Raw genomic sequence first — 14418 nt, forward strand, 5'->3', positions numbered from 1 at the left:
GATCCCTTAGAGCTACCGCAGCACATCATCTTGATTGTCATTCCCGGAAGGAATCTGCTTTTGCCCCTGCCGGGTTATCCATCCATGTATCTTCACCGCGATGAACTGGGAACGCCTAAACTCTCCGCGCTAAACTGGAGCATCCCCACCGGCCCCTTTCAAAAGCAATCGCGGAGCAGCCTTGCGAAACGTTCTCCTGATCCTCCTTGTCCTGACAGTGGTCGTCGGCCCCGCAAGAGCCCAATCCGAGATCCAGTCTGAGCCAGGCACCCAAATCCTCGTCCGCGAAGACGACGGTTGGCGAGTACACCTTGGCGACAACCCCGCCTACGCCGCTCCGAACTTCGACGACTCGACCTGGGAGCAGACTAGCTTCGCCAACGACCTGCCCGATTCCGTCTCCCACGGAAACTCCCGCTGGTTTCGCAAGCGTATCGCTCTCCCTGCGCAGGCCGGTCCCATCGACCTCCTCCTCATCGGCACGCAAGCATCCTTCGAGGTCTACGTCGACGGCGAACGAATCGGCGATCCCATCCGCTCTTCACTTCGCTGGCGGAAGGACCAGGAACTGATCTTCCCGCTTCGCTCCGCAGCCGGCTCCGGCAACAACACTGTGGAGGTGGCCATTCGCTCTCATCTCTACCCGGCCGAGTTCAGTGATGGCCTTAGCTTCACACGGGCGACCACCGGGACTTCCGCCGCCATTGAGGTTGCAGCCCGCGCTCACCAGGGAACCCGCGTCGGCAAGCTCGTCTTTCCCATCGCCGTCCTCGTCGTCATGAGCCTCGCAGCGCTGCTTCTGCTCGGGTTCTTCTACGAGCAACCCGCGCGCAGGGAGTATCTCTGGCTAGGATTTACGCTCCTCTTCTACGCTCTGACCATTGCTATCCCCGCCATGGACATCTATGGTGGCGCACCGTATTCCTGGAACGCCTTCCTCGGAGATCCCTGCCTTTACTTCTTTTTCGCCAGTCAGCTTGGGTTCATCCACAGCTTTATCGGACGTAGCCCTGGCAGGTTTGTTCGCATCTATCAGGTTGTTCTCATCCTGCTCCCCCTTCCCTTCAACACGCTCCTGTGGCGAGGCAGGTTTGCCAACGGTACGCTCGAATGGGTCGAGAACTCGCTCACGCTGCCTGCCATCGTCCTCGTTCTGGTCATTCTGGTTCGCGCCTATCGCGCGGGCAACCGGGAAGCGCGATTGCTTCTCCTTCCTTCCGTCTTCGCAAACGCGGCCGGGTTCCTATTCGGGATTGAGCTGATCGTACAAACGCACGACCCCAGCTTTGCATTTCCATCGTTAAACCTCGGCCTGGTACGCTTTAACTTCGAACCGACCTTCGCAGCTACGTACCTGCTCTCGATTGGGTTGCTTATCTTTCTGCGGTATGACCAGGTCTCGCGCGACCAGGCGCAAACCCAGGCTGAACTTGAATCTGCCCGCACCATTCAGCAGATCCTCATCCCCGAAGAGCTGCCGAATATCCCTGGCTTCCGCATTGAATCCGTCTATCACCCCGCCCAGCAGGTCGGCGGCGATTTCTTCCAGATTCTGCCCATCGAAGGCGGAGGCATTCTCGCAGTGCTCGGCGACGTCTCCGGCAAGGGCCTTCCCGCCGCCATGAACGTCGCGCTGCTCGTCGGAACCTTCCGCACCCTCGCCGAAACCACCACCGACCCGGCGGAGATTCTTACCGGCCTCAATCGCCGCCTGCTCGGGCGCTCGAAGGGCTTCACTACGGCGATCGCGGTCCGCATCGCGCCCAACGGAGAGGCCGCCCTGGCCATCGCCGGACATCTGAATCCCTATCTCAGCGGCCGAGAACTTGTGCTGGAGGCAGCGTTGCCGCTTGGCCTGACTGCCGAAGCCGAGTACGCAAATACCACGCTAACGCTTGCACCCGACGACACCCTCACCCTCCTCACGGACGGCGTGCTCGAAGCCCGCGACGCGACGACTCACGAACTCTTCGGCTTCGACCGAACCCTTGCCATCAGCGCACTCCCCGCCGCAGAGATTGCGGCCACCGCCCAGCGCTTCGGCCAGGACGACGACATCGCCGTCCTCACCCTCACCCGAGTGGCTGTGCCTCTGAAATCCTGACCGGCCCGGACAGTTTGGCACCTCGTGAGCCACTGCCACAACCTTTGTCATTCCCGAAGGGAATCTGCTTTTGTGCTTGCCGTTGTTTGTCTAAACAGACCGTGCCGGTACGAGGGGAGTCTCGTGAGATTCCGCCACGTTCTCAAACTGGTCAATCTGAACTTCGCCCTCGGGGAAGATGGCCTTCACCTGCAACTGCCCGCCCATCGCCTGGATAAAATTCCGGAGCGTCGAGACATACATATCCGCCCGCTTTTCCATCTTCGAGACCGCGCCCTGGTTGATCTGGAGGACCTTGGCAAGATTGACCTGGGTCAGGTTCCGGGCCTCGCGGAGCTGGTGCAGCGTCATCACCGCAGCCGCTTCGGTGACGCCCCGCTGAATCCGCTCCTCGGCCTCGGGGGTTAGCGGCTTGCGAACATCCTTCCATTTGTGCGCCATCGGCTTCACTCTCCAATCTCGATCAGGTGCTGGGCATAAATCGCTTCTGCGCGGCGAATCGCGTCAACGTACCAATTCGCATCACCAGTCTTGTCGCCGCCCAGGATCAAGTAGGCGTTCCGGCGAGGGTCGAAGGCAAATAGAATACGGTAGGGTCTGCCCTGATGCTGCACACGAAGCTCTTTCATGTTCGGGTATTTTGACCCAATCAGCGTGTCCACATAGGGCCGTCCGAGCATCGGGCCGTAGTGCTCCAGCTTTGCCACCGCACCGTTCACGCTCTCCCACTCCGATTCATCCAGAGATTGATACCAGGTGAGAAACTCGTCGCTTACCTCAACCTCCCAATCCATGGATAAATTATGCCTCACAGGTGATATTCCGGCAAGGTGATACTGCCTCCTGCGGGTAACGGGGACGAAGCCGGGGCCCAAGCGTAGTCAATCGCCAAGCGTTGCAGATGAGAGAACAGACCGCCGAAAGTCACCCAAGTCGTCGAATACCCTCCAAAGTCCGGCGATCTTGAGCTCCTCCGAAGTTGGCCCGTCAAGCGTGTATTGCGAGCGATCCTTTATCAACCGAATCGAGCGGTCAGCGCGCCGCACTTCAACGCACCAATTTCCAAAGAAAGCTGCGTCATATCGAGAATCGAAAATGATCCATCCAGCCGCACTAAGTTCTTCCAGCAAGTTACCGACCTCCTTCACGATCTGCTTTGGCAGATGCTGGTCTCGTGAGTTCATGACCTCAATATCCCGCCGCCTTCCCAAAGTGATGCCGCTGATCATCCGCCCCCCGCAACTCCCCCGTCTTAGGATCGACCGCGATCATCTCGCTATCTCCCCACACCCCGGGGTTCTTCTCGTCGAACTGGCCGGCGCGGTTCACCGTGTACCCCATCTTCTTCAGCTCCTCGACCAGCGGCAGCGGAAAGTTCTTCTCCACGTCGATCCGGTCCGGCAGAAACTGATTGTGGAAACGCGGAGCATCCGCCGCCTGCTGAAGATTCAGCCCGTTATCCACCACGCTCACAATGTCGCTGATGACCGTCGTGATGATCGTCGACCCACCCGGCGAGCCCAGCACCAGCGCGATCTTTCCATTCTTCAGCAGCATCGTCGGCGTCATGCTGCTCAGCGGCCGCTTGCCCGGAGCAATCCCATTCGCCACGCCCTGCACCAGGCCCATCATGTTCGCCGTGCCGGGTTTCGAAGCGAAGTCGTCCATCTCGTTATTCATTACAAACCCAAGCCCCGGCACCACCACACCCGAACCAAACAACCCATTCAGCGTGTAGGTACTCGAGACCGCATTCCCATCCTTGTCAACAACAGAAAAATGCGTCGTCTCCGTCGACTCATGCCCTGTAGCAACCGTAGGCACCGGCGGCAGAAACCCCGCAGGCCGCACCAACTCCTTCGAAGGCGTCGGCTTCAGCGGATCGATCGTCTTCCGCCACGCCGCCGCATAGGCCGGATCGGCCATCTGCTTCAGCGGCATCGTCACATACGCCGGATCGCCCAGATAATCGTTTCGGTCCATGTACGTCCGCCGAAACGCCTCGATGAGCAGATGCACCTGCTGCGGCGACCGGTCGCCCATCTTCGAAAGGTCATAACCCGACAGAATATTCAGCGTCTCCAGCAGCACGATCCCGCCCGAAGACGGCGGCGGCGCGGTCACGATGTCGTACCCGCGATAGCTCCCCGTCAGCGGCTTGCGGTCCTCCACCTTGTAGCTGGCAAGGTCCTGCCGCGTAATCAAGCCGCCATTCTGCTGAAAGTAATCGGCGATCTTCCCGGCGATCTCGCCCTTGTAAAAATCATCGGGATCAGCCGCGATCCGCGTCAACGTCTTCGCCAACTCCGGCTGAACGAAGCGGTCGCCCTCCTTGTACAAATTGCCGTCGCGCTGAAAGATCCGCTTCGCCTCAGGCAGCCGCCCCGCCGCCTTGTTCACCACGAAGTTGTTGGCCTCTTCCGCAGTCAGGACGTAACCTTCACTCGCCAGCCTGATCGCCGGGGCCATCACCTGCTTCAGCGTCAGCTTGCCGTAGGTCTTCTCCGCATAGACCAGCCCCGCGACCGACCCCGGAACCCCGCTCGCCTTGATCCCCTGCGTCGACAGCCCCGGCACAACGTTCTTCTGCGCGTCGAGATACATGTCCGCCGTCGCCGCAGCCGGAGCCCGCTCACGATAGTCGAGAAAGTGCGCCTGCCCCGACTTATCGCGGATCAGCATGAACCCTCCGCCGCCCAGATTCCCCGCCTGCGGAAACGTCACCGCCAGCGCAAAACCGACAGCCACAGCAGCGTCCACCGCATTGCCACCAGCCTTCACCATCGCCACCCCGGCGTCGGCAGCATCGTGCTGAATACTGACCACCATAGCGTGTTGGGCGCGAACGGGAGGGGGATCGGTCTGGGCTAGCAACGCGGCGGATTGCAAGGCTGGCAGCGCGATTAGAGAGCAAGCAGCCAATGCACGAAAGACGCGGCGACGGTAGATCGCGGGCATGAACAGGATTCTCCTGGATTTGAGGGTACGGAACCGGAACTTTTAGAAGAAGATCCGGAACCGATCACAAAAACGAGCAGATATTGCCACCAAGTCATGCGCTTTATCCTAATTCGACCCGCCAGATCTGATCACCGCGATTTATTACAGCCATGCGACAATCTATTAGCGACCCATGGCCATTACGGACGTTCAGCAACCCACCGCACTCCCCTCGCCCGCCACGATCACCCCGGCGCTGCTAAAGACTCATAGCATCACCCCGGACGAGTACGCCCGCATCGAAAAAGCGCTGGGCCGCACGCCCTCGCTCACCGAGCTCGGCATCTTCTCCGTCATGTGGTCGGAGCACTGCTCCTACAAGTCCTCCCGCGTCCACCTGAAGCGCCTGCCCACCAAGGGAACCCGCACCAGCGGCCCCGGCTCTGTCGTCCAGGGGCCCGGCGAGAACGCCGGCATCATCGACGTCGGCGACGGCTGGGCCTGCGCCTTCAAGATCGAGAGCCACAACCACCCCAGCTACATCGAGCCCTACCAGGGCGCGGCCACCGGCGTGGGCGGCATCCTCCGCGACATCTTCACCATGAACGCCCGCCCGCTGGCCGTCATGGACTCGCTGCGCTTCGGCCCGCTCGAAGGAAAGACCGAAGGTATCGACTACGCCCGCAACCGCCAGACCATGTCCGGTGTCGTCCACGGCGTCGGTGGATACGGCAACTGCTTCGGCGTCCCCAACCTCGGCGGCGAGACCCGTTTCGAAGAGTGCTACTCCGGCAATCCGCTGTTGAATGCTTTTGCTCTTGGATTAGTCAAGATCGACGAGATCTTCTACGCCAAGGCCACCGGCGTCGGCAATCCGGTCATCTACGTCGGAGCTAAGACCGGCAGAGACGGCATCCACGGCGCCACCATGGCCTCCGAAGAGTTCACCGAAGGCTCCGAACAGAAGCGCCCCAACGTCCAGATGGGCGACCCCTTCCTCGAAAAGCTTCTCCTCGAAGCCTGCCTCGAAGCCATGGCCACAGGCGCGGTTCTAGGAATTCAGGACATGGGCGCAGCCGGCCTCACCTGCTCCACCTGCGAGATGGGCGCGCGCGGCGAACTCGGCCTTACCATCGAGCTCGACTTGGTTCCTCAACGCGAGGAGGGCATGTCCAGCTACGAGATCATGCTCTCGGAATCGCAGGAGCGCATGCTCCTCGTCGCCGACAAGGGCCGCGAGGGCGAAGTCCTCCGGGTCTTCGAAAAGTGGGGCCTCGACGCTTCCATCGTCGGCATCGTCACCGCCGACGACACCATGCGCGTCACCCACCACGGCGAACTCGTCGCCGAGATCCCCAACAAGGCCCTCACCGACGACGCCCCCGTCTACCATCGGCCGGTAGGCACCTGGAAAGCTCCAGTCCCGCTCGACCCGCCAGCATGGGTCCTCGAAGAACTGAAGAAGCCCCGCGACTACACCGCCGACCTCAAGAAGCTCCTCGCCAGCGCCAACATCTGCAGCAAGCACTGGATCTTCGAGCAGTACGACTCCATGGTCCAGACCAACACCGTGCAGGGCCCGGGCGGCGAAGCCGGCGTCATGCGCATCAAGGGCACCGGCGGCGCGCACAAGCACAGCTTCCTCGAAAAGGTCGCCGACCTCATCGCCGAGTCCACCCCCGAAGGCGAAGCCGCCATGGAAGCCGACCCCGCAGGCGCTTCTGAGATGTGGGCAGCCAAGCCCGAACGCGGCCTCGCCATGGCTCTCGCCGGCAACGGCCGCTGGACCTACCTCGACCCCAAACTCGGCGCGATGCACGCCGTCGCCGAAGCCGCACGCAAGGTCGCCTGTACCGGGGCGACGCCGGTCGCAGCGACAAACTGCCTGAACTTCGGCAACCCCGAAAAGCCCGAGATCATGGCGCAACTCTCCGCAGCCATCGACGGCATCGCGGAAGCCTGCACCGCCCTCGGCACTCCCATCACCGGCGGCAACGTCTCCCTCTACAACGAGACCAAAGGCGAAGGCATCTATCCCACCCCGGTCCTCGGCGTGGTTGGCATTCTGGATGATGTGACCAAGGCCGTACCGAGCGCGTTTCAAGGTATCGGCGATGTCATTCTTCAAATCTTTCCGTTAGAGCCGAACACCGCGCGACACTATCGCGCCGAAGAACCTGAACAGGTATGGCTACGGGAACTCGGTTCTAGCGAATACGCCAAGACAATCTTTCGGGAACTCTGGGGCAGTGTTCCACCGATTGATCTTCATGCGAGTGCGAAGGTTAATTCAGCTTTGATCGCACTCGCCAATGAGCAGCTCATCAAATCGGCGGCGGATGAAGGAAGTGGCGGAATCGCAGTCACAATCGCGAAGTGTGGCTTGCCAAATGGTATTGGCGCTTATATCGGCGTAATCGACGAGCAGCCCGACCCTCTAGCTCATGTTTCTTTGTTTAGAGAAAGCATTGGCAACGTAATAGTGACCTGCTCTCCCGCAAATGCAAAGGAAATTGAGCAGATCGTCTTGGAAAGGGGTGCCGGATGCCAGCAAATCGGAACCACGATTGCGGATCACATCCAAAGCGGTGATATTTGCGGTCTTGAGGCTTACATAAACCTATCTCTCGATGAGGTGCGAGCGGCATTTTCAGCGTCCCTTGAATCCCAGCTTGCGGCGGAGGTGCTCGCTTGAGCGAAGCGATGGAGTTGGCGATGGAAGAGCAAAGCAGATCCTCCGCTGCGCGAAGGATGACAAGTGTTGAAGGTATCGCTGCTCCGGCTCCAGCGGTAGATCTTGACGACGACGAAACCCCCTTCGACAAGCTAAAAGAAGAGTGCGGCGTCATGGCCGTCTACAACCATCCCGACGCCGCCCGGCTCACCTATTGGGGCCTTTACGCCCTCCAGCATCGCGGCCAGGAGTCCGCCGGCATCGCCAGCGCCGACGGCCAGAACGTCAACGACATCAAGGGCATGGGCCTCGTCTCCGAGATCTTCAAGGACGACGTCCTCTTACAGCTTCCGGGCCACATGGCCATCGGCCACTCGCGCTACTCCACCACCGGCGACTCCGCGCTCCTCAACGCGCAACCCATCTCGGTCGAATCCACCAAGGGCCTCATCGCCATCGCCCACAACGGGAACTTAACGAACCTCGGCAACTCCAAAGAACGCCTCGAGCGCGACGGCGCCATCTTCCAGACCACCTCGGACTCCGAGATCATCATCCAGCTCATCGCGCACTCCAAAGAGACCACGCTGGTCGACTGCATCGCCGACTCGCTCTCGCAGGTCGATGGTGCCTTCTCCATCGTCATGATGACCCGCAACCGCATCTTCGCCGCGCGCGATCCCCACGGCTTCCGCCCGCTCTCGATGGGCCGCATCGCTGGCGTCGACGGCGCTCCCGACACCTTCGTCTTCGCCTCCGAGACCTGCGCCTTCGACCTGCTCCACGCCAAGTACGAGCGCGACGTGCTCCCCGGCGAACTCGTCATGGTCTCCGAAGATGGCGTCACCAGCCGCTACTTCAACACCGACGAGAAGCAGGCAAGCTGCGTCTTCGAACACGTCTACTTCGCCCGCCCCGACAGCCGCATCTATGGCCGCTGGGTGCAGCAGAGCCGCGAAGAGATGGGCCGGACGCTCGCCCGTGAGTCCGGCGTCCCGGCAGACCTCATCGTCCCCGTCCCCGACTCCGGCGTGACGGCCGCGATTGGCTATGCCAGCGAGTCCGGCATCCCCTTCAACCTCGGCCTCATCCGCAACCACTACGTAGGCCGCACCTTCATCCAGCCCGAACAGCGCGTCCGCGACTTCGGCGTCCGCATGAAGCTGAACCCGGTCCGCAGCCTGCTCGAAGGCAAGCGCGTCATCCTCGTAGACGACTCCATCATCCGCGGGACGACAAGCCGAAAGATCGTGCGAATGGTAAGGGCCGCAGGCGCAAAAGAAGTGCATATGCGCATCTCCTGCCCGCCCACCATCTCACCCTGCTTCTACGGCGTCGACACCCCGAGCACCAAGGACCTCATCGCGGCAAACAGCACGATCGATCAGATCTGCAAGTTCATCGAAGCCGACTCCCTCGCCTACCTCAGCCACGACGGCCTCTTGCACAGCTGCACCAAGGGCGAGCCAGCAGGCGGCCTCACCAAGGACAGCTTCTGCACCGCCTGCTACACCGGCATCTACCCCAGCCAGGTAGTCGACGTCACCGAGATTCTGCCTGCCCCACAAGCCGTCGCCGTCTAAATTGGCCGCCAAGCCCGTCACGACCCACCACACGGCCGAATGAACCACCCCAAGCCCGTCATTCTGAGGCGCAGCCGAAGAATCCCCGAATTTCGCTCGTGCCGCCCGAAAACTCGCAAGGCTCACCCGAGCAGTCCGTCATCTCGACCGAAGCCTCTCGCAGTCTCATCGCGAGAGGCGCAGTGGAGAGACCCCCGCATCTCGTCTTAGGTGCCCGCGAGATCAAAGGGTCTCACTCACCTCAAACATCCAGCTTCTTCAAATACCCAAAGCTCTGCTTCATGCTCTCGAACACCGGCCCCTTCGTCTCGTCCTGATCCAGAAACGCGTACTTGATCCCCTGCCGCTTTGCCTGCTTCAACAACTCCGGCCAGTTGATCGTTCCGGTACCCAGCTCCGTAAAATGCTCGGCCACAGCACCCATGGCAAACCCCGTAGGCGCTCCAGCGGTCCGGTCTTTCATGTGGACGAGGACCGCGCGGTCCGCGTAGCGGTGCAGCATCCCCGCAGGGTCCTGCCCCGCCTGGGTAAGCCAGTAGAGATCGAACTCCATCTTGACCAACGCGGGATCGGTCTGCGACATCAGCGTATGCCAGCCCGTAACGCCATTCTCCTGCGGCTTGAACTCGTAACAATGATTGTGGAAGGCGAACGTCATTCCCGCATCTTTCACGGCCTTACCCCAGCGATTGAAGTCCGCGGCAGCCTTGGCAAAGCCCGCAGTGGAGGTCCACTGATCCTCGGGCATCATGGGACACACCATGAACTGCAGCCCAAGCTGCTTGCCGTAATCAATCTTCTCCTCAAAGCCCGCATAGTCGAAGTGCGCGGAGACCAGCCCGAGACCAGAGTCGGCGACGATCTGCTTCAACTCCGCTGGCGGATGCGTATACGCGATCGGGTAAAGTTCGATCTGCGAGAAGCCCACATCATGGATCGACTTGAGCACCGCAGCGAGATTCGTCTGCGCCTGGCGACGAACCATGAAGAGTTGAACGCCATAGGTGAGATGGCTCACGGGAGCCGCAAACGCATTGCGCGGCAGGCTAAGCGTACATCCCGCAGCGGCGGCAAGGCTGGCAAGACGGAGCAGATCACGGCGGGTCGGGTTCTTGGGCGGCATCACGATGCAGGTACTCCTGTTGGTGGATTCTCGCTTCGGTGATCTCTAGGGGATCGCCTTAGGACGCAGATCACGATATAGCAGGAGCCGTGCAAGGAGCCAATCGAGGGTAAACGTCAGAAGCCCCGGACATCAAGGTCCGGGGCTTCTGGGTGGAGCATCCGCTTGTTTGTTCGGAAGACTCCAGGGTCGTTTCTGGGGAGAGAAACCAGGTCTCGAGTTTTTTTGAGGAGACCTGGACATCCGCGAGTTCTGCACTATTAGCGGATGAGCTTGGCGACTCGGCTTCGATTTGCGATCCGGTCAGGATGTGGAACCACAACGTCTTCGTGGTTTGGAAGTTTCAGATAAGCGCCGTTACGACCCTGGCGGCGGGCCTCCATCAGGGCAAGCTCAGCGCGCGCGAACACCTCGCTGGCAGGCTCCTTGAACGCGCACTGCGTGACCCCGATGCTCAGCGTGATGGCCGGCTGATCATGGGGCAGGCTTGGACTCTTCAACGCCTCTTTGAAGCGTGAGGCGATCACCATCGCGTGTTCGGCTGCGTTCTCCGGGAGCAGAAGGAAGAACCGGTCCTCGGCAACGCGGCCGCACTTATCGTAAAAGCGCAGGATCGACGAAACTGTTTTGACGACCGTCTTGAGAGCATCAACACTCCGCGCAGCGCCATGCGTATCCGCGATCGACTTGAAGTGGTCGACCTCGATCAGCATCACGGACACCGGGCTATGCGTCCGGCTGCTGCGGGCGATCTCCGAGTCCAGCGCATCTTCAATGCCGTAACGGTTCAGCGTCCCCGTAACCGGATCAAGCTGCCCCTGCTGCTTGATCGCCTGCGCGACCTCCGCAAGGAACATCAGCACGCCGAACAGTCCCGAGGCACAGAGAAAGATCACATCGCCCAGCGTGGAAAGTGTCTCCAGCGCAAGATGCACCGAGGCAAGCTGATCCGCGGCGCTGGTTGCGCCATCCTCCATCAACATACCCGGCCACGTCACGCCCACCGCAAAGCACAGTGGCAACAAGGCCGAGAAGCAAAGAAAACCGGCCAGCACCTGGAGCAGAAAGCTCCGGTTCGAGCGGCGGTAAAACTCGGCGGCCATCATCGCCCGGACCAGGGCGATAAAGGCCGACATCGCGACCAGGCGCGGAACAGCAAGATCGTAGACAGCGGTGAAGTAGAGCACGACGGCAGCCGTCACCGCGGCAGCATCATAGAGCAGCGAAAGCACACCCTTGCTCTCAAAGAAGCTGATCGTGCCCCGGTACATCATCACGTAGGCGCCGAGATAGATCAGGCTCGGAATCACCACCGACACAAACGGGCGAGACCCTCCCTGTCCCAGCAGCAACATCGTCGCCGGAACCCAGAGCAGGAAGCCATACGCATGAGCGTTCGAGCCACGAGGATTTGGATACGTCCGGCGAACCGCGAGCAGCACCAGGGCAAACGCCGCCGCAAGCGGCAACTGCGATGCAAGCAGAGTTCGGGGGTCCAACCAGGAAAGGATATGCATTGACCTGCCTTCTCGAAAAAAGTCTATCGAGTGAGGCTGGGGCAGCGTATCCCCCAATCATGGTAGGAATGCGGCACTTCAGGACATTACTTTATGCCGATAGGAGGGGTTGGAGACGCCCACCCCGCCGCGGTTCTTTCGCCGCAGGGCAGGCATCGCCGAGCTACGGGTAAAGCTACTTCTTGACAGGAGCGATGGTGTCCTTCGCGACCTTCGCGATGCGGAACTTCACCACGGTCTTGGCCTTGATCTTGAGCGGCTCGCCGGTCTGGGGGTTGCGGCCGAGGCGGGCCTTGCGGTCTGCCTTGACGAGCTTGCCAATGCCGGGGATGGTGAACTCGCCGTTCTTCTTGGTCTCCTTGACGGCGGTCTCGGCCAGCAGCTCGAGGAAGCCTGCAGTCTGCTTGTTGGTGAGTTCGAGCTTCTCCGCGAGGTGGCGGACGAGTGCTGTCTTGGTCATTCCCTTTGCCATGTTTTCGTGCTCCTTAAAAATGAATTGAAACGATATGTCTCACCGGTCCGGACAGCCTTCGCAAGGCTTATGCTGGCGGTCGGCGCGTGAGGCAAAATTCTCGATCTGTCGCTGAAATCCCCAATGTTTACAAGGGTTCCGAGAACTGTACCGGTATTCACCTTCGGCCTTTACGGGCTATTTGTCAACCGTGTTTGTCGAGTTTCCACAGGAATTTATGGGTTTTTTAGGCATTTGTGCCGTTTAAGCCTCCTTTTGCCTGATTATCGCGCGCTTGGCAGACCAAACAGAGCCTTGTTTACTGACGTCGGCGGTGTTCGTGCCTCGCCGGAGTTTTCGCCGATCAGAGGCGTATTCAGCAGCTCCACCAGCGGCGTCGCACGCTCAAACCGCGAGACGATCTGCTTCAACAGCGTGGGCTTCAGCGCCTCTTCCGCAGGCAGCGTCGCCGACACGCCCCACTGCCGATGCAGCAGCAGATCAAGCGCCGCATCGTCAGGAGAAAATCCCTTCGGCGCACGCGTCAGCTTCAGCCCGTCGAACGGAGTCAGCACCGAGGTGAGCTTTTTATCGGAGAGCATCGCACGAAGCTGAGCGTGATGATTGCCACCGTCCGCCGACAGATACTGCCGAATCGCGAAGAGCTGTTCACGCTCCGGCATATAGACTCCAGCAGCGATCGTGATCGAGTTCTGGTTCAACTCAAAGTAGTATCCGCCGCCGGATGTCTTCTCCAGCCCAGCCCGCGCCCACCACGCGGCAACGTTGGTCTTATACGGCTGCTTGTTCGGGCTGAAGCGGATGTCGCGATAGATCCGCATCATCACCTTCTGCGGAGGCCTGACATGCTGCGGGGCGAAGCCAGCGAATGCATGATTGATCGCTTCGATCAGCGCCAGCATCGGAGCCTTCAGCTCGCGCTCGTAGATGGGCTTCCGTTCGTCGAACCAGACGCGATCGTTGTTGCGCTTCAGACCGCGAAGAAACTTGATGGATTCAGCCGTAAACACAGGAGAGGAAGACTTCGTAGCCATCCGTCGATTCTAGAGGCTTGCACCTTTATTTCGTCGGACTCGTCGCCGTGAACTCCGAACAACAAGGCTTCATCACCGGCTGAAACTCCATCAACTCCACCCGCGTTCCATCGGGGTCATACCAGTTGGCCTGCCACTTGCCATCGAGCCCCATCGAAGGCCCATCGTGCCGAGGTGCCAGGCGATCTTCCGCATACAGCGTCGTCACCGCCTTCTCCATGTTCGGCACGCCAATCGAGAAGTGATTCATTACCCCCAGCGCCCGCGCATCGACATGATCGAGCGGCGTCGTCGAGCCATCGCCGACCATCATGTACTCCATCCAGTCCTTGCCCTCCGGCACCTGCAGCGAGATCCAGTCCACATGGTCAGGCTTCATCGCCCCATACCAATACGGCCGAAAGCCCAACAGGTCACGATAAAACTTGTCCTCGGCAGCCTTGCTCTTCACCATATAGCCGACATGAATGATCCGCGTCCCAATAGGCTTCGCCGCTAGGGGCAGAGCATGTGCTTTGCCCGTCTGAACAAACTCCACCAGATTGCCTTCAGGATCGCGCGAGCCGAACCAGATGCTGCCATCGGACGCCGTCTTTACGTCGCCCAATCGTTCGGCGTGACGCGCTTCCATGTAGCTATGCAGGCCCTTTGCGTCGACTGTGTTGAACGCGACGCAGTTCAACCGGCTGAAGCCATGTTCCGCCGGCAGCGGCAGCACCTCGACAAACTGCGTCGCGCTAAAGGAGTACCGCACTCCCGAAGCATCCTGCGGGTCCACCCCCTTCGCTGCGCCAAGGATGTGGCCATAGAAGTTCTCACTCGCCGCCATGTCGCTGGAATACACGCATATGTGCGAGATGCCGGTAATGGCCGGACGCGCAGGTTCAGCGTTCGCTGTAAGTGAAGCTGCGAGGAGGCAGACGGACGGAAGGATGAAGCGGCAAAAAGAGCGGAGTGTCATCGCTCAACAC

Annotated in this window: 12 protein-coding genes; 3 read left to right on the plus strand and 9 right to left on the minus strand. The window is 60.4% G+C overall.

All coding sequences use genetic code 11. From position 1 onward, the window contains the following. Positions 1-181: 181 nt before the first annotated feature. Positions 182-2104: a PP2C family protein-serine/threonine phosphatase gene (locus OHL18_RS03050; RefSeq protein ID WP_263373356.1), complete on the plus strand. Its 1923-nt coding sequence runs from the start codon at positions 182-184 to the stop codon at positions 2102-2104. Between the two features lie 90 nt (positions 2105-2194). Here OHL18_RS03050 and OHL18_RS03055 read toward each other — a convergent pair whose 3' ends face one another. From OHL18_RS03055 to ggt, 4 genes are all read right to left on the minus strand, one after another. Next, positions 2195-2545: a helix-turn-helix domain-containing protein gene (locus OHL18_RS03055; protein WP_263373357.1), complete on the minus strand. Its 351-nt coding sequence runs from the start codon at positions 2543-2545 to the stop codon at positions 2195-2197. A gap of 5 nt (positions 2546-2550) precedes the next feature. Beyond that, entirely contained in the window at positions 2551-2898 is a 348-nt protein-coding gene (locus tag OHL18_RS03060; RefSeq protein WP_263373358.1) for a type II toxin-antitoxin system RelE/ParE family toxin, read from the minus strand. An 87-nt stretch (positions 2899-2985) separates the two neighbouring features. Then, complete coding sequence (locus OHL18_RS03065; RefSeq protein ID WP_263373359.1) at positions 2986-3288, minus strand: hypothetical protein; 303 nt, start codon at positions 3286-3288, stop codon at positions 2986-2988. A 4-nt stretch (positions 3289-3292) separates the two neighbouring features. Next, complete coding sequence (ggt, locus tag OHL18_RS03070; RefSeq protein ID WP_263373360.1) at positions 3293-5062, minus strand: gamma-glutamyltransferase; 1770 nt, start codon at positions 5060-5062, stop codon at positions 3293-3295. Positions 5063-5237: 175 nt separating this feature from the next. Between ggt and purL the strand changes: the two genes are divergently transcribed. Continuing rightward, positions 5238-7739, plus strand: a complete 2502-nt coding sequence (gene purL, locus OHL18_RS03075; protein ID WP_263373361.1) for a phosphoribosylformylglycinamidine synthase subunit PurL — start codon at positions 5238-5240, stop codon at positions 7737-7739. 152 nt (positions 7740-7891) lie between these two features. Continuing rightward, positions 7892-9301, plus strand: a complete 1410-nt coding sequence (purF, locus tag OHL18_RS03080) for an amidophosphoribosyltransferase (RefSeq protein WP_263374580.1) — start codon at positions 7892-7894, stop codon at positions 9299-9301. A gap of 241 nt (positions 9302-9542) precedes the next feature. On the opposite strand, the gene OHL18_RS03085 is transcribed toward purF, so the two are convergent. The 5 genes from OHL18_RS03085 to OHL18_RS03105 form a co-directional block, all read right to left on the minus strand. Beyond that, on the minus strand, positions 9543-10424 hold the full coding sequence (locus OHL18_RS03085; protein ID WP_263373362.1) for a sugar phosphate isomerase/epimerase family protein: 882 nt from the start codon (positions 10422-10424) through the stop codon (positions 9543-9545). 260 nt (positions 10425-10684) lie between these two features. Further along, the gene (locus OHL18_RS03090) at positions 10685-11941 is read right to left on the minus strand and encodes a GGDEF domain-containing protein (RefSeq protein WP_263373363.1); all 1257 of its coding nucleotides are present in this window, start codon (positions 11939-11941) and stop codon (positions 10685-10687) included. 175 nt (positions 11942-12116) lie between these two features. Further along, the gene (locus OHL18_RS03095; protein ID WP_184217885.1) at positions 12117-12413 is read right to left on the minus strand and encodes an HU family DNA-binding protein; all 297 of its coding nucleotides are present in this window, start codon (positions 12411-12413) and stop codon (positions 12117-12119) included. A 263-nt stretch (positions 12414-12676) separates the two neighbouring features. After that, positions 12677-13447 (minus strand): DUF2461 domain-containing protein, encoded by a 771-nt coding sequence (locus OHL18_RS03100; protein WP_263373364.1) that lies wholly within the window; start codon positions 13445-13447, stop codon positions 12677-12679. A 25-nt stretch (positions 13448-13472) separates the two neighbouring features. Next, positions 13473-14408, minus strand: coding sequence for a VOC family protein (locus OHL18_RS03105; protein WP_263373365.1), 936 nt, complete (start codon positions 14406-14408; stop codon positions 13473-13475). Positions 14409-14418 lie beyond the last annotated feature (10 nt).

Origin of the sequence: Granulicella aggregans, from assembly GCF_025685565.1 — a bacterium.
Classification (GTDB): domain Bacteria; phylum Acidobacteriota; class Terriglobia; order Terriglobales; family Acidobacteriaceae; genus Edaphobacter; species Edaphobacter aggregans_B.